Genomic DNA, 21,602 nt, shown 5'->3' with positions numbered 1-21,602 from the left:
ACGATGAGGCGGCATTGTGCTGTCTATCCCTCTTCACGGTATTGTCCCGGCGTCATGCCGACCGTCTTGCGGAAGGAACGAATAAAGTTGGCGGAGTTGTTATACTGCAGGCGCTCGGCGATCTCTACGATTTTCAGATCGGTCTCCTTCAGCCATTTCTTCGACATCTCGATCCGGTACTGTGTTAAGTAATCGCCGAAATTAATACCCGTCTCCTGACGGAAAACACGGCTGACATAATGAGGATGATAATTGATGCGGGAAGCGCAATTCTCGAGCGTCAGCTCGGAATCGAACTCCCGCCGGATCATATCGATGACCGCTTCCGAAATATGCTTGAATTGCGACTCGCGGCGGCTCCCCAACTCCCGGATGTAGGGCTGTACGAACATCGAACAGAACCACTGCTCCATCTCTTCCACATCCCGCAGCTTGGATAAGGATTGAATCAAGGAGGCTTCATCCTCGGCAATCCGCTCCAGCGGAATGGACAATTCTTGTCCGAATTTGAGAAGGTCGACCAACAGCCGCATCAAGGACAGCTGATAGTCCCGGTGCTGCGTATGCGGCTGGAACAGCTCTCCGATGAAATGCTTCAGAGCCAGCTCCGCCTGCGTAAGGTCCCCTGAGCGAATCGCGTCCAACAAGGCTTGTTCCGCTTCCTGCGGGAACATGTACATGTTGCTCTTCTGTGGCTGCACATCTTCAATAAACAGGATCGACTCCTGACCCAATCCGACTCTGTATTGTAAGGAGGTCATCGCTTCATGTACCGCCTGCCGGGTACTCGCCAGCGAGCTAAAGGAACTGCTGATGCCAACGCTCACCTTGATCTCCAAATATTGAAAAACAGCTTTCTGAATCTCATCGGATAAGTTGAAAATCAGCTCCTTGAAGTCCGCTCCCTCTTGGGTGGAGCCGATCAAGGTCACTTGGCAGTCCGACAGGACAATCGGCACCAGCCTCTGATCTTCCAGCACCAGCTCGCCGACGATATTGCTAATCGCGAACATGAGCAAATCCCGATTCGCTTCTTCGTACCTCGTATCTTTCAACGTGTCGATCTGAATGGCAACTACGCACATGACCGGCCACAGCTTCTCTACACCATACAGGCTCAGCTTTTCTTCGAAATCCGCCGGACGGATCGTCCCGCTGAACAATTTATGCATGAAAAATTCCTTGAGCTGCACCTGCTGGCCTTTGAGTTCATTCATAATGAGAGATTGATTCTTGATCAAATAGTCGACCCGCTCCCCGATCACCTGAAGCTCCCCGGTCGGCTTCTTCTCATCAACCGTGGAAGGTATGCCGGCAAGCGCCGTATATAAAGTCTGAATCGGACTGTACATTCTCTTGGACCCGAACCATGCAAGGAAGAGCGTCACGAGCAGAATAACGATACAGACAAGCAGTGTGATCCAGCCGATCCATTTATTTTGCGCGTTCACCTGCTCGGTTGAGGCTACGGAGACGTAGCTCCACCCATTATAAGGTGAATTCCGGTAGGTAACCGTTACGGCTTCTCCGTCCAGCTCCGCCGCATATTGGCCGACAGCTTGCTGTGCCTCGAGAAGCGGCTTCAGATAGGGTTGATCCGCCATGCTCGTCCCCAATTGTCCCCGGTCGCGATGATCGATGATGTGGAAAACTCTATCCATGATGAACGTGCTGCCGAGCTTATCGTTCTGGAAAGCCTCCGGCTCCATCATTACATCGGATGACAGCCTCACACAGATAATCCCGGTCGGCTGAGTGGAATTAAAGGGATACTTTTTCACGAAATAAATGGATTCATAAGAGCTTGGCTCATCGCCCGACCTGCTCGCCCAGAAGGATCCTCCCGGCATGCGGGAAAAGGCTTCCAATTGCGGACCGAAGTCCGGGGAGGCGTATTCATTAACCCCTTTGCTGGTCACAATCCATTTCTTGTTCAGACTGTACAAATAAACTTCCTTGATGCCGAGCTCATAGGTTTGAATCAGGGAAATACCTTCATACAGCTCATGCACCATTTCGAAATCGCGATTGGAAATCTCTTTCTCGAAAGCGCCGGTGACGACAGGTGACTGCAGCAGCTGCGTTGCCGAATTATCGATCGTCTTCAGCGTCTGCTCGACGCGCATTTGCATCTGCTGCAACAGCTGCTTATTGCTTTCGTTCACTTTCTCCTGCACGGTGCGGGAGGAATTATAATAAGCAAAGGTGCCCAGCACAATCACAGGGATGGTGCCGATCACGATGGATAATAACATAAGCTTCAATAAATAAGACGAAGACCGAAATCGCATAATGCCTCCAAGATGTAGTTCCTTCACAGTACTTAGAGTTTACATGAAAACTCTGGATTTAGCCATGCGGCCGAAGACTGTGTTTCCTATCATACAGGGACAGTACGATTACCGTCGATAGTCCCTGCATGTTCAGATGCATTCAGTACCTGCTCACCCTCAGCAAATCCCTTACTTCCCGCGCTCTGCCGCGTACAGTCATTAGTTGCACTCGCTGTCACTGGTTGCTGTTAAGGCGTTATTAGGCGTATTGAATAGCAAAAAAAAAGAATAGCAAAAGCCCTCCGCAAGGGCGGCAGATATGCATTCTTCATCTGCGTTCCTTATGGAGAGCTCGTCAGCCCCATCTACCAGCGATTAGCAGCCGTTGCCGAACGAATTTCTCTGCGAATTCAGCAGCGAGGCAAGGAAGGCCAGCGTCAGTCCCTGTCCCCAGCCCTGAATGCGTTTATCCGGCACTTGCCTGTAGCCTTCCGCGTCCACCATGACCGCCGTCCCGGCCGACACGCCGGTTACTGTGCCGTCTGCAGCAATGCGCGCCACAATGCCGTCGATCGATTTCTGCGTGTACTTATGGTACAGACGGCCGCGCGATAATAAGGCGGCGGCGATGCCCGCCGATCCCGACGTTTCCAGCGGAGAGCCCGGATCGTCGACGATCGTATGCCACAGCCCCGATTCATCCTGCAGGCGGACGAGCGCGCTCAGTTGGTCACGAAGCGAACCGTCGATGATCATGAAGGACGGATGCGTAACGGGGACCAGATCGAGCGCCCTGGTCATCGTGAGCGCCGCCCAGGAATTGCCGCGCGCCCAATGGATCGCGGACAGATTGTTTTTCACGATGTTATCCCATCCGTGATAATACAAATTCGACACCGGGTCCTGCAGGAACTTCTCATGTCCGTGATACTGCCTGAGCCCGTCTTCGACGTAATCCGGACGGTTAAGCAAGGTTCCGATGCGGAGCAAGAAGTAGCCGGCCATAAACATCGTGTCCACCCAAGCCTGCTCGGGGAAATTGTAGGTTTCCGAATTGACGGTATGCTGGAAAATGCCTTCGTCGAAACGGACGGCCTCATGTGTCAAAAATTCCGCCATTTCCTTCGCCGTATCCAAATATTTGGGATCCTGCGTCACTTCGTACAGGGTGAGCAGCGAATGGCCGATGGATACCGCATTGACGGATAGCTTCGGCAGCTTGTCTTCGAGATTCTCGTCCACCCAAGCTTGCAGCCCGCTCAGGTACTGCTCCTTGCCTGTAGCCCCATAAGCTTCACAAACGCCATAGAAGGCAACTCCGCCAGGCCAATCCCAGCTAAAATCCATCTTATACGTCCGTTCTACGACCCGGTCGATCACCGACAGGATCCTCTCTTCGTCAAATACTAATTGAGGCATCTTCTTTAAATCCTTTCTCGTGTTATGAAGAACGAGAGAAGGACGCCCAGCGTGCCTTCCCTCATCGTGCTGCCGCCTTACTTCGCTACTTTGGCGTATTCCGCATTCATTTCCTCAATCACCTTGCTGCCGCCGCTTTGCAGCCATTTATCAACGGTCTGCTTCCACTCGTTCTCCCCGATCGCGCCCATGATGAACTTTACCGTCGCATCCGCGATGATTTTCGAAAGCTCCTTGCCCTTCTCAATCTCCGTATTGGAGATGAACGGCGCGGCGGGGTTCGCCAGCGCGATTGTTGCATTGTCCTGGAACAGCTTCGTGCTAAGCTTCTCCAACTCGTTGCCATAGTTGACCACTTGATCCTGCATAATCATGAACTGATTGCCGTCCAGAATTTCCGATTTGAGCTTCGCATCCTGCGTTTGTTTGTAGCTGCCGTTCTCAACCGTGTACTGCTTTCCTTCAATGCCGTACTTCATCAGATTTTGAATATCCTTATCGGATACTTTATCGAAATACGCGAGAATTTGCTTGAGCTCCGCTTCCGTCTTCACACTCGTTTTCGGAATGACGTACATGCCCAGGTAACCGGCGCCCGCGCGAGTTTTCTCGCCATTCGGACCGGAGATACGGTTGATGAGATTAATTTTGGCATTCGGGTCGACCTTCTTCACGTTATCTTCAATCGCTTTGCCATCCAGCATATTATCGATCCATAGGCCCGCTTGCCCTTTATTCATCACAGCCCGGCCGTCCTGAACGAGTGCGAAGTCCTGGTTAATAAGTTTCTCATCATATAATTTCTTGTAGAACTTCATTGTCTCTAAATAAGCTGCCGTCATATGTGCCGGTACAAGCTTGCCGTTCTGTACCTCCCACTCGTTCGGACCGCCCATATAGACGAGAATATCTTTGAATCCGGCGATATTGTTCCCCTGCATCCCTACGGCAAGTCCAATCGTATCCTGTTTGCCGTTCTTATCCGGATCTCCTGTTGCAAAAGCCTTCAGAACGTTGTACAGCTCATCTACGTTTTTCGGAGCCTGCAAGCCCAAGGTCGTCAACCAATCCTGACGAATCATCAAGCCGAATCGGGCCAGATCCCGCTCACGGTACACGCCATAAACTTTGCCGTCGATCGATACGTTCTTCAGGACGATGTCCGACATCTTGCTCAGGTTCGGATAGCTTTTGAGATACGGTCCAACCTCCCAGAACATGCCGCTGCGGGCTGCGTTAACGATATTGGAAGCCTTCGCCTCCAGCGCTACGAACGTTTTCGGCAGCTCGCCGGAGGCGACGGTCGCGCTTAATTTATCGGAATATGAGGAGGAAGGCACCCACGACACCGTAAGCTTCGTGTTCGTCTTCTCCTCGATCGCTTTAAGCACCGAGCTGTCCGCAGGCATCTGCTCCGGATTATATGTCGGCAGCATCATGGTTAGCTGCAGCGGCCCTTGATTGGCGCCGGCGGCGCCTTGGGAAGCGGCTTGATCCTTCCCGCCGCAAGCGGTCATCATGAGCGCCACGGTCGTTAGCAAAGCTCCGGCTTTCACCATTGTCTTCTGATGTCTTCTGTTCATTTCGTATATCCTCCCTTGTTCTCTATACAATTATATCTCAACCCTTCACGGAGCCAAGCAGAACCCCTTTGGCAAAATGCTTTTGCAAAAACGGGTATACAAGCAGGATCGGCAGAGTAGAAACCACAATGACAGCCATCTTCACGGACTGCTCCGGCGGAGCGACATAATCCGCATCCATCGCGGTGGAATCCCCGATTCCGCCCGATGCCAGAATCACAATCTGGCGCAAAAGCACTTGAATCGGCCATTTGGTATTGTCATTGATATACAGCACCGCGTTGAAGAACGTATTCCAATGCCCTACCGCATAAAAGAGCGAAAACGTAGCGATCGCGGGCATGGATAGCGGCAGCACGATGCGGAAAAAGATGCCTAAGTCGTTGCAGCCGTCGATCTTGGCGGATTCCTCCAAGCCGTCCGGCAGCTGTTGGAAAAAGTTGCGCATAATAATCAAGTTAAAGGCGCTGATCGCCCCCGGTATAAGCAAGGACCAATAGGAGTTGATCATACCTAACTGCTTCACCACAAGGAATGTAGGAATCATTCCGCCGCCGAACAGCATCGTGAAGACGACCATCATCAGGATCGGCTTGCGGAAATCCATATCTTTCCGAGCTAACGGATAGGCCATCAAGCAGGTAAAGAAGATGTTAATCAGCGTTCCGACGACCGTGATATAAATCGTCACGAATAGGCTTCGGGCCAGCGTCTGGGTGGAGAAAATATACTTGTACGCATCCAGCGTGAACTCCGTCGGGAATAAGATGAACCCGCGCGTCAGCAGCTCTTTCTGTGTAGCGAACGAGCCGGCAACGATATAAATGAATGGGATTACGGTCAGCAAACCGAACGCGATCAACAGCACGATGTTCACGCCATCGAAGATTCGGCTGCCCCAGCTTGGCTTGAGCGGCATAGCGGTTCAACGCTCCTTTTCTAATCTAGTAAATACCATCTTCGCCGAATTTCTTGGCCAAATAATTGGAGACAACGACGAGAATCAAACCGACGATCGACTTGAACAACCCGATGGCCGTACTGAAACTGTACTGTCCCTGGCTGATTCCTACGGAATAAACATACGTGTCGAACACTTCCCCGACCTCGCGGTTCATGGCATTCAGCATCAGGAAGATCTGCTCGAACCCGGTATCGAGGAAATGGCCCAGCCGCAGAATAAGCAAAATCACAATCGTGCTGCGAATAGCCGGTAAAGTAATATGCCACAGCTGGCGGAATCGATTCGCTCCATCCATGCGCGCCGCTTCATACAGCTGCGTGTCGACGCCAGCGAGCGCGGCTAGGAATATAATCGTGCCCCAGCCGGTTTCTTTCCAGATCACCTCGGCCGTAATGACCGTCCGGAACCATTCGTTGCTTACCAGAAAATTAATTTTATCTCCGCCGTACCGCACCAGCATTTCGTTCACGATACCGCCTTCCGTCGTCAGGAAGATGTAAGCGACCCCTACCACAACAACCCAGGACATGAAGTGAGGTATGTACACCAAGGTTTGAACGGTCCGCTTCACGAATTCATGCCTTAACTCGTTGAGCATGAGTGCAATCACGATCGGCAGCGGGAAGAAAAATAAAATATTGTACGTGGCCAAGATCAGCGTATTGCGAAACAGCAGGAGAAAGTTCGAATCGCTAAACAGACGCTCGAAATGTTTCAATCCTACGAACGGGCTATCCCAGAAGCCGAGAAACGGCTGATAGTCTTTGAAGGCAATGAAGATTCCGTACATCGGCCAGTACTTGAAAATGAGAAAGTACAAGAGGCCGGGGAGGACCATGAAATAAAGCCATCGGTTGCGCACGAGTCTGCCCATCATTGTCGACGACCTCGCAGCCGTTGACGCAGCGACTTGTGCTTTTATACTTGTTTGCATGCTGCTTCCTTCCTTTCAGCGTAGGGCTGTGAAACTGTAGCTCCACTATACGGGAGGGCTTTGTTTGCCGTCGATAGTCCCTACTTGTTCAGATCGTCCGGAGCAAGCGTTTGCGGTGCCGGTTAGGGCGCGCAGTCATGAGTTGCGCTCGTTGTCATTGCTTGCTGCATAGCACAAATAACGGGGAGATGCAGCAGGTTCTGCATCTCCCCGTTATTCAAAGACCTCTTCTCATGTGTTCCCATCCTGCCATTCATGTGCCATATATCTGCAAATCATGAATGGACCAATAATTTCCCGCTTTCTTCGACTGAACGATCTTGATGTATCTCGCAGCCTGCGGACTGAAACGGATGTCCAAATAGCTGGAGCCGGTTCCGGACGCTACGGATGGAGACCAATGGTCTCCATCCATAGACAGATATACATCATAAAACCTCGGATAATCGTTAGGCGAACCTTCGGTCCTGAGCAAGATCCGGTTGATTGTCGAAGCGCTTTTCATATCCACTTGATAATACTGTCCGGGAGCTTGCGCTGTTCCTGTATCCCAGCGAGTATAAATATTGCCGTCTATCGCCCCCTGCGGCTTACCGGAAGAGCTGGCAACCTCCCACGCCGTCCGGTCTAATGCAACGCTATCCATAGCCGTTGCAGCTGCCGGTTGTGACATTTGCTCCGTCCCTGAGATTCGAACCTGATATACGTAGTTATTTCCTGCCGACGTATCCTTATCTACATACTCGGTACCCGGCACCTGTTCGGCTATCACCTTATAACCTTCCTCACCCGAGCCCGGTTTACGCAGAATATCGTGTTGATATCCCTCTTCGGACTCTTCCCAGCTCAACGCTATCGCATGATTCCTTACGGGCTTAGCATCAATCCATGCCGGCGCGGCGGGCTTCACCTGATCGGCTCGGGTCAGAATATATTGGACGGCTTCCCCCGGTCCTAACGTCTCTTTCAACTCCAGCTCAGGCGCTGCTTGTAAGCCGCTGACATAACTTCGAGCCGCATCATAGGTTTCCCCAGAACCGAACCTCTCGCCTATGTACGCTGCGGCATCCGGCATCGTTACTTTGACCTGGATGGTCTGAGCCGTCGATTCGAAATTGACGAAATTGAGCAAGATCTTATCCGACTTCCCTCCCGATCCCGGAAGCGCAGGCAAGGTCGACGTGTCTACGCTGCGGATATATACCAGCTTATCCATTAACTCCGTCTTATTGGTGATTTCGTAAACGAGCGGTTTCCCATGCGTTGCATAGGCCAGATTCAAGCGCCGCATCACCCCGACACGCGAATCGTCCTCTTGAGAATTCCTGTAAATTCTCATCTGTGCGGGATTTTGCGTATTCAAATCGACGCCTGGATCAAACAACGCATACTGCGGGTAGAACGCCGCATGCTGCATGAACATATCGGCATATCCGATATGAGCTCTCATAATGCGGTCAAAGACGGCTGAATGCGGCTCAGCCGCGCCATACGCCTCGGGATCTTCATGGCTGTCCGAGGTGCCGTACTCCGTATTCAACATCGGCTTCGGCAAACCGTCCTCGGAGCCGCCGAAAGTCCGCAGATTCTCTACAAAGCTGCCATCTTTATTGTTAACATAAGAGGTCCCATAAGCATGCCCGTTCGTCAAATCCGTTATCTCTTCCAGCTCCAGCCGCTGGTTCGGATCCCCTTCCCATCCGTCAGGATCTCCGCAGCTCGGACTGCTTATCGAGGTTTGATTCCTGCATGCCCTCATGCTGTATACAGGCGCGTACGCCCAACCCGGGGCGACGGTTTTCACATGCGGCGCCAATTCAGGCAGGTTGGCTTTGAGCCACTCGGCAATAGCCAGGTTCACGCTTTTCGAGCGGTTGAATAAGCCTGGTTCGTTATCGATCTCATAATATTGGAACATGGAGCCGTACTGCGTCACATAGTCCTGCAATTTGTTCTGTGCATCCGCCGGCAAGGTTCCGTCCGCTTGCAGCTTCACATTTCCGGTATGCAAATGAAGGGCAACCGCTTGTGTGTTATATTCTCGCAGCGTTTCGTAATAAGACTTTATGGAGGAACATCCCGCTTTGACATCCGTTGCACAATCCACTCTCATGACATTGCCGCTATACGCAATGCCCAGCCATTTCAATACATAGGGAAGATGCTTGACGGCTCCTTGGTCGTAATAAAAGGACAAATTGCTCACTTTCGTGCCGGATTCCACGTATCGCCCATGAATGGGCTCTTCGGCCGGCGCCGCGAGCGCATCCAGCGAAAGATAATCCCATTTCCACCATAGAAATTTATTCTCGTCGGAACTGCAGTAGAGGCAGCCTGTCGCCGACAGCTTTAATTCATTCATCCCCAGCTGAAGCTGCTCTTTGGGAATATAGAGTTCATATAACTTCTTATAGGAATAGGAGCTAGTCGTCCCTCCGACTCCTGCAATCTGGATAATCCCGGAAAGCATGCGATTGGAAAATACCGCCATCTGCGGAACGGACTTATGCGCATCCATGATCTTCACACGGAAATGCACCCCGTATTTTGGGATTTCCGATAAGGTATATTGAATCGTCAATTCAGGATTCAACGACTTATTAAGTCCTTGCGGTACCGAGCCCCACACCTCCGGCTGACTGGTGCCGGTAACTTCCGTGTAGCGTCTCTGTGCTCCGCTTTCTTGGCCAAACTCGGAATAGGAATCGTTCGGTTCGCCTAACATCCAGATCTCATCGCCAAGCTGATTGGATTGTGCCATCACCTTTACCACCTCTGATCTTGCCGACGCGCCATTGTTATTCGAAGCCGAGATCAAGAGCAGCAAGATCAGCAAAGCCGATGGCATAATCACATATCTCATCATGTTAGACACCTCTCAACCCTCATGGTAGTAATAAGTCATTCGCTGGAATTATTTCTTTGGCTTGGGAAGGGCTCTTCCACATCAGTTTGACAGCAGCACCGTTCAGATTATCGTAATACTCGACTTTCAAGTCAACAGGTACACCTGCGGTAAGTTCAATCGTTCCGGTTCGTTCCACCCAGCTCTGATTAAACCAACTGTCGATAACCAACTTGCCGTTCACCCAGACACGAATCCCATCGTCGCTAACGGAAGAGATTTGATAGGTTTCGGTATAAGCGGGTACGAGCTTCCCCGTCCATCTCACGGAGAACGTATCTGCTTGCAAAGATGGCAAAGCGGCTGACTTAGACCAATTGAAATTTATTTGGGTATCCGTCTTCGTCTCCTTCAGCCCGGTCAAATCCTTGTTATCAAAATATTCGCCCCGCAATCCGTTTCTTCTAACCGGCGTTACTGGCGCCGGCGATATCGGCAATACCGGTTGTATCTGCGGCTGTTTGATAGGCCCGGTCCGGAAAAATTCCCTGCTAAGAATATTCGAATTCGAGTAGAACGACTTGATTTCCTCTTTATGATTATTTTCACTCAGCATCTTGCCCCAGGTCATGAAATAGGCCCATCGGGGCTGATTCTTCAATACGTCCGCACTTGGCAGCTCACCGTTCTCGCCGATCGCCACGGGTTTGCCGCCTGCCAATCGCACGATTTGCTGATAATAATCCGGATGGTAATCATTATTATAAATATCGACCGCCAGTACATCCACTTTATTGGCCCCCGGATATGTGGCCTCATAAGGGTCGGCATGCGCATTGGGCGCAATGGGACTCCACACCCAGAGCAGATTATCCAGCTTATGCACACGCACGAATCGGTCGTACATGATATTCCAGAGCGCCGAGAAGTTGTCCTTCTGGCCCCACCAGAACCAATTCCCATTCATCTCATGATAGGGCCGCCATAGCACGGGAACTCCCGCATCCTTCAGTTTCGCCAAATAAGCCGCCGTTTCATCCAAATCGGCAAGCAGTTTCGTATATTGGGGAGTGCCCGGGGTTACGTACTTGTCGAAATCCGCTTGGCTCATCTCCTTCTGCACATTCGACCAACATAGGCATGTACCGGGAATATTTTGATGATACGATAGCGTGACCAGCCCGCCGGCCTGATGCCAGGCGATGGCGCTGTTCACAACCTTTTGTCTTAACGCCGCCAGTTGACCGGCGGATTGATTCATAATCCCGCCGAATTCATAGCCATGAAGTCCGGGATATTTCCCTGTCCAATCCTTCACACGGTTCGTCATTTCATCCGGACTTTCCAGGTAATCGTGCTGCCCGCTAATCGTGCTTATGCCCGAGATGGCATATAATTGATGCAGCACTTCCCTAGCTTCAACCGACGCTTGCGGGTTGACCGGAGCAGCCGACGCCGTAGCTTGCGGTTGAAATAGTAAAGAGAGCACGAACAATAAGGAAACCACCTTCTTCATTACACCCGCCTCTGCCACAATAGAATTCACCATCTTCTTGAATAAATAAAATATAAAATATATATCGGCACAAACCTTACATACAGCTATGCCTTCAAACAAGGAATCGCCTTCCATTCCCCAATTCGAACAGAAGGCGGTTCTTTGTTTCAAAACAAAACTTAAATAAATTGGTGAAGGGAGATGTCCTTCCAGTCCATACATATGCGAACGATATCCTCTTCGACCAGATCGGAACCGCTTTGAACCTCGATAAATTCAACATCCGTGATGGCCCGTATACTATGTCTGGTTCCTTCCGGAATCCGCACAACATCGCCAGGCTTCACCTGATATAGCTTATCGTTAATGATAATATCCGCAACGCCGCTCACGATAGTCCATACTTCACTACGTTTATAATGCAGCTGATAACTGATATTTTTACCGGCGTGAACAAGAATTCGTTTCGTCAGCACCTCATTGTCCTCAGCGTATTTGACGTAGTCGATGACGCGATATCGTCCCCATCTGCGCTCCTCGTACATCGGCCGGTGTTCGATGGTTTTCATCACTTCCTTGATGCGGGGGCTCTCCGACTTGTTCGTCACTAGAATGCCATCCGGACTCACGGCAACGACGGCGTCATGGATGCCGATCACGGTGACAGGGATGTCGAGCTCATTGATCAGATGAGTATTCTCGCAATCTGTCGTTACGATGCCTGTTCCGATTTGGGAACGTCCCATTTCCTCCGTGAGGGTATTCCAAGTTCCCAAATCCTTCCAAAAACCGTCGTAGGGTACCACGACGATGCTGGCTTCCTTCTCGACGACTTCGTAGTCAAAGCTAATTTTCGTTAATTTATGATAGTTTCGAATCATTTCCTCATATTGAATAGGGATTCCTTTATCCATCATGACTTCAATGAGATAGCCGAGACGGAATGCGAAGACGCCGCAATTCCACAGCGCTTTCTGATCGATGAGGACAGCCGCCTGTTCACGGTTCGGCTTCTCGAAGAAATATTGGACGGCGTGCGCCTCGGTCCCTTCCAGACGTTCCTCCGATGGAACGATGTAGCCGTATTTCTCAGACGGAACCGTCGGCACGACCCCCATTAACGCTAAATTGGCTTCCGTTTCGTGCAGCACCTCTTCCAATTGTTTAATTTTCTGAAAGAAAGCTTCATCGACGTACGGATCTACGGGCAGTACCGTGATCACGGTACTGAGCGGCAGACTCTCCACATCATACATATAGGCGGCTGCGAGGGCGATGGCCGGAAACGTATCTCTCCGCTCTGGCTCGATAATCAGCGGAGCTTCTCCGCCGAGTTGGCTTACAATCATTTCAACCTGGGAGCGGTTCGTCGCCAAGTACGCATCCTCGCCAAGACCTGTATGCTTCAGTTGTCTCCATACACGTTGAACCATGGACTCGTCTCTGCCTTGCTCATCCTCAAGCACCTTCAAGAATTGCTTGGATCTGGCATCGTTGGACAAAGGCCACAGCCGTTTCCCCGACCCGCCGGAAAGAAGAATCAATTTCATGTATACCACGCTCCATTCGGTTTATTGGTAATGATGCAAGCCGGTTATCTGACGAGAGCTTTGGGCTTGGATACGCCAACCAAGTCCGGCCGTCCGACGGAATAATATTTGAGCCCGGTTCCTTGAATCTGCTCTTGGCTGTACACATTGCGGCCATCGATAAGAATCGGCTGTTCCATGATGAAAATGAGCTGTGACAACGGGGCAGCTTTGAATTCCTCCCAATCCGTCAGCAAGCAAAGCGCATCGGCGCCGCCAGCGGCTTCCATGGCAGTCTCGCACCATTGAATCGCCGGATGATCGATGCGCTCTCTGAACTTATCCATGGCGATGGGATCGTACAGCTTCAGCCTTGCTCCTGCCCGGATCAGCGTCTCAACGATCTCAATCGAAGGCGCATAACGAATATCGTCCGTGTTCGGCTTGAAGGATAATCCCCAAATGCCTACCGTTTTGCCGCTAAGCGGTCCCAGAGACGCTTCCAGCTTGGCAATCACTTTGTACCGCTGCGATTTATTCACTTCCACGACGGACTTGAGCAATTGAAACTCATAATCGACGTTGCCGGCAATTTGAATCAAGGCGTCGGTGTCTTTGGGGAAGCAAGACCCTCCATAGCCGATACCGGCATTCAGGAAGGAAGAGCCGATTCGCTTGTCTTGCCCCATCCCTTTGGCAACCTCCGTCACATCGGCGCCCACTTTCTCGCAAATATTAGAGATTTCATTAATGAACGAAATTTTAGTAGCCAAGAAAGCGTTCGATGCGTACTTGATCATCTCTGCGCTCCGGATGCTTGTGACAAAAATTTGCTCGGTGAACGCTCGGTGCAGCTCCGTGAGAGGTTCGGCCAGACTCGGATTATCAAGCCCGATGACGATTCGGTCCGGATGCAGCGTATCTTCAATGGCTGAACCTTCCCGCAGAAACTCCGGAATGGATACGACGTCATAAGCATGCTGCGTATTCATGGCAATTATCGATTGAATATGCTCGTTCGTACCTACGGGAACCGTGCTTTTCGTGGCAATGATTTTATAACCGTTCATCGCTCGGCCAATCTCCGCAGCCGCCTGCTCGATATAAGACAAATCCGCCTCGCCATTAGGCAATGAAGGGGTACCTACGGCAATAATCACGAGCTGCGACTTGCCGATCGCGTCAGCCAAATCCGTCGTAAAGGCCAGCCGGCCGGCATGCAGATTTTTCTCCATGAGCGGCTCGATGCCGGGTTCATAGATCGGGGAAATCAAATTTTGCAGTTTTTCGATTTTCCGCATATCCTGGTCCACACAGATCACGTTATTGCCCGTTTCCGCGAAGCACACCCCGGAGACCAATCCCACATAACCCGTTCCGATCACTGCAATATCCATACAATCATTGCCCCTCTCTGAATTGTTGATACGCTTTTGTCATGTAATTTTTCAATTTATCCATAAATGTTTTCTCATCGAATTTCTGCGCGTGCTGAACGATTTGCTTCACGTTCCAAGCATGATCCTCCACTTCCTCAATGGCGAGCAGCAGATCCTCCACCTCCTGGCGCTTGAAGAACACGCCGTTCACATGAGGCACGATCGTATCCAGCGCGCCACCCGCCTGATACGCAACGACAGGTCTTCCCGCCGCATTCGCCTCCAGGGGCGTAATGCCGAAGTCCTCTTCGCCCGGGAAAATTAACGCCCGGCACTGCGCCATCATCTCGGTCACTGTACCGTCATCCAATCTTCCGAGGAATCGAACATTCCCTTTGGCCATCGCCTTCAGTCTGACCAGATCGGGACCCTCGCCCACGATGTACAAGGGCAGCCCGTTTCGATTAAACGCTTCTACGGCCAGATCGATTCGTTTGTAGGAGACCAGTCTGGAGACGATCAAATAATAGTCGTCAATGACCGGTGAGCTGTGAAAGCGGCTCGTATTGATCGGCGGAAAAATAACATCGGCATCGCGATGATAATAATTGCGAATCCGTTTCTTCACGACGGAGGAATTGGCAATAAACTGATTCACATTCGCAGACGTCTTTTGATCCCATTGCTTGAGCTGATTGATATATATCTTCAAAAGGCCCTTCATCACGTTGGATTTGGATTGCCGTTCCATATAAGTGTCATAATCCCAAGCAAAGCGCATCGGCGTATGGCAGTAACAGAGATGAAACGTATGCTTCGGCACCTGTATACTTTTCATGAAGGCGCTGCTTGAGCTAAGCACAATGTCAAACTCCCGGAAGTCGAAATCCTTGATCGCAAGCGGGTATAACGGAAGCATGCCTTTGAAATGGCTCTTTCCTCCGGGCATTTTCTGCAGCCAGGAAGCCCGTATATCCGCATCCCGCAGCTCATCGAGCAGACGATTGTTGCTTACCATGGTCGTATAAATGGGTGCACTCGGATACATTTGGTGAAAGACCTCGACAACTCTTTCGGCTCCGCCCATTTGAACCAAATAATCATGCGCAATTGCTATTTTCATTTGATCCATCCTTTACTCACTATGGGATCATCACGAGTTCGCAATGAAGCCTGCATAGTAATGAGTGATTTGGGTAACCGTTCGTTCGATGACAAAATGCTGCTCCACGCGCTTGAGGCCATTCTCGCTCATTTTGCGCCGCTCTTCAGGATGCTCCAGCAGATAGCGAATGGCATCCGTCAGGACGACCGGGTCACCCGGCTGAATGAGAAGCCCTGTTTCACCATGTACGACGGTCTCGGTCGGACCGCCTTCATTGGAAGCAATGACCGGCAAGCCGGCTGCCATGCCCTCCACAATCACTTGGCCGAAAGGCTCCGGCGTGATCGAGGTATGCACCAGCAAGTCCGCTTTCTGCATCAAGCCTTGCACATCGTCCACATGGCCCAGTAAGGTGACATTAGTCAACTGATTGTCTGCAATTTGCTGCAGCAGGCGTTTCTTATAAGCATCCTCGCCAAATAAGGCGTCCCCGGCCAACCAGAAGTGAACCTGCTCGTCAGGAAGAAACGATTTGGCCGCTTCGAGCAGAATATGTTGGCCTTTCCACTCCGCAAGCCTGCCCACAAGTAAAACGACATAGGGCTTACGCCATGCCTTCTCCACTTTCGGTACCGCCTTGATCTTTGAATTCGCGAAAGCCGAGTAGACGACTAGGGTTTTCTTGGATTTCGGCAAGTTCAAAGCATTCAAAGTAGAGTTGGAATTGGCGATGACCCCATTCGGCAGCAAGCGGGACATCCAGCGAATCGCCTGCGCAACGATCGGCTTCAGATAGGGAACTCCAATATGATCCCGAATATGCCAGATGAGCGGAATACCTGCCCATTTGGCGGCTACCGCTCCATAGAAAGCGGATTTCAAAGAATTCGTATGTACACAGGCAACCTTCTCGGCTTTGAGTAATTTGGCTACCTTTCTCCCGTAGCTCAGGAGCTCCATAGCACCCGATATCGCTTGGACATTCACCGCATTCCGATTGCGGTTGCGCACCTTATCGCTAAGAGGGATAACGCGAACATCGATTCCTTTGGCTCTTAACCGATCGACCAGCGCTCCCTCTTCGGCTACAATCACGATCGGATCCACGGCTTCGCCAAAATTCGTTATGAGATTATATAGCGCGACTTCCCCCCCGCTCCATCTAGCGGTATGATCCAGATAAGCTACCCTCATCTTGTTCCCGTCCTCCTTTCCTCATCGCTTCAACCGATTGTTTCCCGCCACTCGCATGCGGATGAAGGTCGATAACCGAATGAAACACTTCGTTCACCTGCTGAGATACGCGCTCCCACGTATAATGCTCCAGCACATGGCTTCTGCACTGCTCGCTCCCCGGCCACCGTTCAGGATGCTTTAAGATCCGAAGCAATCCGGAGGCGATGTCTCCGCTGTCTTTGCCTGCGAACAGCATATCGGGCCGGAATTTCTCAAGAATCTCACGATTCCCGCCGATCGGAGTAGCCATGACCGGAACGCCGGCCGCCATCGCCTCAACGGTAATTAAACCGAAGCCTTCCAAGGCTTGAGAAGGGACGACGAACAGATCCGCAGCTTGATAATACTCGGCAAGCTCATTGTCGGGGACGTAGCCCAGCAAACGGACGCTTGACTGCAGCCCATACTCAGCTATCCGGCTCTCCAGCTCCTCCCGCAGCGGACCTTTGCCGCCGATGAACAGCACGGCATCGGGCATTGCGCTGGCAACCTCACGCCAAGCTTCCAGCAATTGAATGAGCCCCATCCGGTTGACCAGCCTCCGCAAGGTGAGCACCATCGTCTTCCCTTCAGGCAGCTGCAATTTCTCTCTGATTGACGAACGATCCGCAGCCGGTTTGAACCGTGAGACATTCGCTCCTCCGGGGATAATATGGATCTTGGACAGCGGGACGCCGTACTGGCGATGAAGAATATCACGGAACGTTTCGCTTAATACGATGAAGGCGTCCGCCAACCGGTAGGCTTTCATCTCCCAACTTTTGGCAACCATTGTTTTGAAGCGATGCTTAAGCCCCTTCCCTTCAAGCCTTATTTCCTCGCTCCAGGGACCATGGAAGGTCATGACAACCGGAATATTGCGCGCCTTCGCCTCCTTCGCCACACCTATGCTGTAAGGAGCAAAGTGTGCATATACGACGTCAACGCGCTGCTGATCCATCCATTCTGCCGCATGCATGCGGAACGCATCGCGCCTTGTGCTTAATTTCCAATCGGGACTGGCGACGTTAGTGACGCGCAGGGGTCCGACCACTTCCGGCTTGCTTGATACGCATACCAGAGCTTCAAGCTCATGACGGTTGGCCAAGCTCTCGCAGATATGCTTGAAATACGTATTTAAACCGCCGGGCTGAGCGGACGGCCAGCCCATTCCGGTGCACAGAATCCGCAAATTATTGTAGGGTTGCATAAGCTTTTCCCTCCTTGATCGGCCCGTCTTGGGACTGCTTGACACGTTTGCGGGCAAGTCCAAGCTCGTATTGTTTCATGCATATGAGGAATTCGTACACACCCCAGAAGAAAGCTACTGCAAATCCGGGAACCCCTTTCTTATACAGGCCATGAACGATATATTTCTGCACGAATCGTAAGGGAGGACGAACGAGCATCCGCAGCAAGCTGAATCTTTTGCCCATGGCTACCGAGCCTTCCGCTTCCAGGTCGGTATATTTATTAAAGCGCTGAAGATGATCGTGGATGCTGCGGAAACCGTAATGCCAGAGTACGCCCGGCACGAATATGATATCTTCGCCCGCCACATCCGGCGTTTCGTGTACCAAGCTATCCCTATATTGAATCTGCGTACGATTATACAGTCGGACAAGCTTCTCGCCTTTCCCCATCCAGCGTCCGAGGAAGTCTCCGATCCGCAGAACCGAGTACGCTTTGGACGGATCGGCCAATTCCCTCTTCAGCTTCTGAATCGAGGCCGACAGCTGTTCGCTCACCACCTCGTCCGTATCAATGACGAAGATCCAGTCATAGGCGGCACGATCGCTGCCGTATATACGCTGCTTGGCATAACCCGGCCAAGCGTTCACATACACTTTGCAGCCTAATTGCTTGGAAACCCGGACGGTTCCGTCCTTGCTCCCGCCGTCGACGACAACGATTTCGTCTGCAAAAGGCTTGCAGGAGGCGATCGCATTAGCTATTCTCGATTCATCGTCTTGCGCAATGATGACTACAGAAATTCGATTCACTCCCACAGCGTCACGATAGTGACTCATTTCGTTCGCCCCTCCCCCAATGTCCAATTACTTGGTTTTATACGCTGATATTGCTGATAGTAACCAACGAACATCCTCTTTATTCAGCCATAATCTTGGAAGTCTCGTTTTCAAAGTGAATTTAACGTTAATTAGAATAAAGATGAATCGCAGTATACCCGATGACAAAATGGCCATTCCCGCTCCGGCTAATCCGAACTTCGGAATCAGTACCGTTAACAAAGGGATGACGATGAGCAGCCCTAAGCCTTGCAGGATCGTAACAATCTTCGGCTTACCCAAGGCCATGAACGATTGAGCTAAGACCATGGTTCCGCCGGAGATGGACACTTCGAGCAGAAGCATGCGAAACACGCTGATAGCTTCTTTGAAATCAGGTCCATACAAGAGCGGCATGACGAAGGGAGCAACCAGCATAATCATCAGGGAGCAAAACAAAGCTACACAGGTGCTGATCCTATAGACACGGAACGTCATTTCAACCACTTGTTCTTTGGGCAATCCCGAAGCTTTCGGGAACAGCACGACGATAATCGATGTCGAGAAAATGTTCACCACACGCGACAAGCTCACCGCTACCGCATACAGCCCAAGTTCCGCCGGATTCAACAGGCCGATAATAACAATCTGATCGATGTAATAGGAGACATTGCCCATCAGATCGTTGCCGTAGGAACCAATCCCATATTTGATCAACGTCTGAAAGGAGTGAAAAACATCCTTAATCACCCATTCGTACTGTTTAAGCAAACGGACAGTCGTCCATATGTAAAAGGGAACCGCCGGAGCGAGATAAGCGACTGCTGACATGTAAGGCGTCATGGTCTTGGTAACAATTAGCAGGACAAGGCCGATGAGCGTACTTAGCGGAATAAGGAACCGCAGACGATTGAAAAGTTTATACTCGCCTCTTACCTGCATCATCGCATTATTAATCTGCGACAAGACGATCAGAGGTACGATCACCATGGACCATTGCGAGAAAAGTATGACGTTGTCCGAATATGAACGGAGCCAATAAGGCAGAACCAATATTCCTAAGCACATCGCCAGCAAGCCTGCTGACAGCCCCATGAGTACAGCGGTCGAATACAGCTTGGCGGAATCCTTCATGTTCTTTTTCACGTTGTAAATAATGGCGGAAGGCAAGCCGAAGGTGAAACTAAAAGCCAGGAATTGTGACCACAACACCATAGCCGCCTGCTCCCCCCGGCCGGACGGTCCAAGAAATCGTGCCGTAAGTATGCCCGTAAGCATATTGATCAATAAGATAAGCACACTGATAAACATCGTTTTGACGGAAGATGACAAATGACTTTTGCTCGAAAAGAAAGCCTTAATGAAGCCGAACAGTGGCTTTATGCGAACCAATTTCAAGTTGACTGGCTGCTGCATCTGGCATATGCCTCCTCTCTTGAACGACCGTTCGATGCGCCATGATGCCGATGCCTACGATCATCCACAGCAGAAAGCCTTTCAAGCCCGTATACCCATTCTCAAATACAAGACAAACGATACTTCCTTGCAAAGCGGAAAGTCCCAGCTTGCCGTAAGCGGTAATCCCACCCGGCTGATTCTTCTGAGCCAACAAATAACGGGTGACAAGCCATAACGCCCACAGGAAGACAAAGCCTCCTAGAATGCCAAACGTTAGAAAGATGGCAACAAATCCATTATCGAAAATCCCATATTCCCCTAATGCACCATCGTTGCTGAGCTTGGTTCCGACACCGATACTGCCCAGCCCTAATCCTTGCGGCGTAGAGAACATCATCGGGAATACCGTATGGAAGAAATCAAGTCTTTCATTATACGAGTGGTCTTCCTGGATCGCGGTCATCGTATCCAACCGGGCTATGAGCCCCTCAGCCCCAGGCAGCTTAGGAATAATGATATACATGGCAGCAATAACGGCCGTTAATTGAGCGATCAGCTTCCACTTCTGTTTGCCTGCCGACACGGCCGTATAAATCGCAATATCGATGAAAAGCATGACCCAAGCTGATCGGACTAACGTGATCAGCAGCCCGACCGTAACCAAGATGACGCCAATCCAGCCGAGCGGTCCCCGCCACTTTTTCTCCAGAATCATTGGCGCCAGCGCCGTACCCATATACATTCCCGCAGGTCCAGGGGAATTCAGCGTTGAGAACACCCTGATTTCTAAGGGAAAGGGACGCCCGATCGAAGTCATTTCCACGTGATTCATCCAGAACGAGTCCCAAGGGGGGACGACGATGTACTGAATAATGCCGTACACAGCAACTAAAATGGCTGTGTTAGAGAAGGTTACAACAAGTCGGTCCAGCGATTTGTTATCGAAATTGGATAAGGCGGCATACGGGATTAACAGCAATGGAATCACATAGTTCGCCAAATCATAGAAGGTTCCGCTCCCGTTCTTGGTGATGCCGATTAAACTTCCATACAGCAGCACGACCGCCAAATAAATCAGCAGCTTATACATTTTGGATTCCATCTGGTGAAACTTGGACAGAATCGGAATGATAAGCACAGCGCTGGTTAACAGAGGTGCTATGCTCAACAGCGAGACAGAATGATACGTGCCTTCCGCCCAATCCTGAATTCTTCGGATCTCCGGACAAATAACCCAAACCAGCAGCATATACGGAATTAAGCGCCGTGAATCCATTAAAGCCAGTACGAATGCAGGAAATAGCAGCGCAGACAGGATTGCAATTTGCATGCTGAGATCAGGATTCAGGTTTGCCGCCGCATAACCGATGACGACGGAGACGACCAACGCCATCCCGGCGAACAGCATCGTCATCCGATTGCTTCCTGACAGGATCCAGGGAAGCCTATTT

15 protein-coding genes are annotated in these 21,602 nt (G+C 51.0%); all 15 read right to left on the bottom strand.

Annotated elements, in window-relative coordinates; all coding sequences use genetic code 11:
- Positions 1 to 23: 23 nt before the first annotated feature.
- The 15 genes from PUT07_RS09410 to PUT07_RS09340 all read right to left on the bottom strand — a co-directional run bounded on the left by PUT07_RS09410 (position 24) and on the right by PUT07_RS09340 (position 21,565).
- Complete coding sequence (locus tag PUT07_RS09410) at positions 24 to 2,291, bottom strand: helix-turn-helix domain-containing protein (protein WP_274467700.1); 2,268 nt, start codon at positions 2,289 to 2,291, stop codon at positions 24 to 26.
- Positions 2,292 to 2,648: 357 nt separating this feature from the next.
- Entirely contained in the window at positions 2,649 to 3,692 is a 1,044-nt protein-coding gene (locus PUT07_RS09405) for a glycoside hydrolase family 88/105 protein (RefSeq protein ID WP_274467699.1), read from the bottom strand.
- Between the two features lie 77 nt (positions 3,693 to 3,769).
- Positions 3,770 to 5,275 (bottom strand): extracellular solute-binding protein, encoded by a 1,506-nt coding sequence (locus tag PUT07_RS09400; protein WP_274467698.1) that lies wholly within the window; start codon positions 5,273 to 5,275, stop codon positions 3,770 to 3,772.
- A gap of 37 nt (positions 5,276 to 5,312) precedes the next feature.
- Complete coding sequence (locus tag PUT07_RS09395; protein WP_274467697.1) at positions 5,313 to 6,194, bottom strand: carbohydrate ABC transporter permease; 882 nt, start codon at positions 6,192 to 6,194, stop codon at positions 5,313 to 5,315.
- A gap of 25 nt (positions 6,195 to 6,219) precedes the next feature.
- The gene (locus PUT07_RS09390; protein WP_274467696.1) at positions 6,220 to 7,173 is read right to left on the bottom strand and encodes an ABC transporter permease; all 954 of its coding nucleotides are present in this window, start codon (positions 7,171 to 7,173) and stop codon (positions 6,220 to 6,222) included.
- A 253-nt stretch (positions 7,174 to 7,426) separates the two neighbouring features.
- Positions 7,427 to 10,039 (bottom strand): discoidin domain-containing protein, encoded by a 2,613-nt coding sequence (locus tag PUT07_RS09385; RefSeq protein ID WP_274467695.1) that lies wholly within the window; start codon positions 10,037 to 10,039, stop codon positions 7,427 to 7,429.
- Positions 10,040 to 10,058: 19 nt separating this feature from the next.
- Positions 10,059 to 11,534: a glycosyl hydrolase gene (locus PUT07_RS09380; RefSeq protein WP_274467694.1), complete on the bottom strand. Its 1,476-nt coding sequence runs from the start codon at positions 11,532 to 11,534 to the stop codon at positions 10,059 to 10,061.
- A gap of 161 nt (positions 11,535 to 11,695) precedes the next feature.
- Positions 11,696 to 13,066, bottom strand: a complete 1,371-nt coding sequence (locus tag PUT07_RS09375) for a sugar phosphate nucleotidyltransferase (protein ID WP_274467693.1) — start codon at positions 13,064 to 13,066, stop codon at positions 11,696 to 11,698.
- Between the two features lie 44 nt (positions 13,067 to 13,110).
- The gene (locus tag PUT07_RS09370; RefSeq protein ID WP_274467692.1) at positions 13,111 to 14,442 is read right to left on the bottom strand and encodes a UDP-glucose dehydrogenase family protein; all 1,332 of its coding nucleotides are present in this window, start codon (positions 14,440 to 14,442) and stop codon (positions 13,111 to 13,113) included.
- Between the two features lie 4 nt (positions 14,443 to 14,446).
- On the bottom strand, positions 14,447 to 15,547 hold the full coding sequence (locus PUT07_RS09365) for a glycosyltransferase (protein WP_274467691.1): 1,101 nt from the start codon (positions 15,545 to 15,547) through the stop codon (positions 14,447 to 14,449).
- 30 nt (positions 15,548 to 15,577) lie between these two features.
- Entirely contained in the window at positions 15,578 to 16,723 is a 1,146-nt protein-coding gene (locus tag PUT07_RS09360; RefSeq protein ID WP_274467690.1) for a glycosyltransferase, read from the bottom strand.
- Positions 16,692 to 17,954, bottom strand: a complete 1,263-nt coding sequence (locus tag PUT07_RS09355; protein ID WP_274467689.1) for a glycosyltransferase family 4 protein — start codon at positions 17,952 to 17,954, stop codon at positions 16,692 to 16,694. Before PUT07_RS09355 ends, PUT07_RS09360 begins: the two co-directional genes overlap by 32 nt.
- Positions 17,938 to 18,774 (bottom strand): glycosyltransferase family 2 protein, encoded by an 837-nt coding sequence (locus PUT07_RS09350; protein ID WP_274467688.1) that lies wholly within the window; start codon positions 18,772 to 18,774, stop codon positions 17,938 to 17,940. Before PUT07_RS09350 ends, PUT07_RS09355 begins: the two co-directional genes overlap by 17 nt.
- Positions 18,775 to 18,801: 27 nt before the next feature.
- Positions 18,802 to 20,169: a lipopolysaccharide biosynthesis protein gene (locus PUT07_RS09345; protein ID WP_274467687.1), complete on the bottom strand. Its 1,368-nt coding sequence runs from the start codon at positions 20,167 to 20,169 to the stop codon at positions 18,802 to 18,804.
- On the bottom strand, positions 20,111 to 21,565 hold the full coding sequence (locus PUT07_RS09340) for an O-antigen ligase family protein (RefSeq protein ID WP_274467686.1): 1,455 nt from the start codon (positions 21,563 to 21,565) through the stop codon (positions 20,111 to 20,113). Before PUT07_RS09340 ends, PUT07_RS09345 begins: the two co-directional genes overlap by 59 nt.
- Between the last annotated feature and the right edge of the window lie 37 nt (positions 21,566 to 21,602).

Source organism: Paenibacillus sp. MAHUQ-63 (assembly GCF_028765165.1).
GTDB lineage: Bacteria > Bacillota > Bacilli > Paenibacillales > NBRC-103111 > Paenibacillus_E.
The sequence above is the reverse complement of the archived record's forward strand: the minus strand, read 5'-3'. Positions and strand labels throughout refer to the sequence as shown.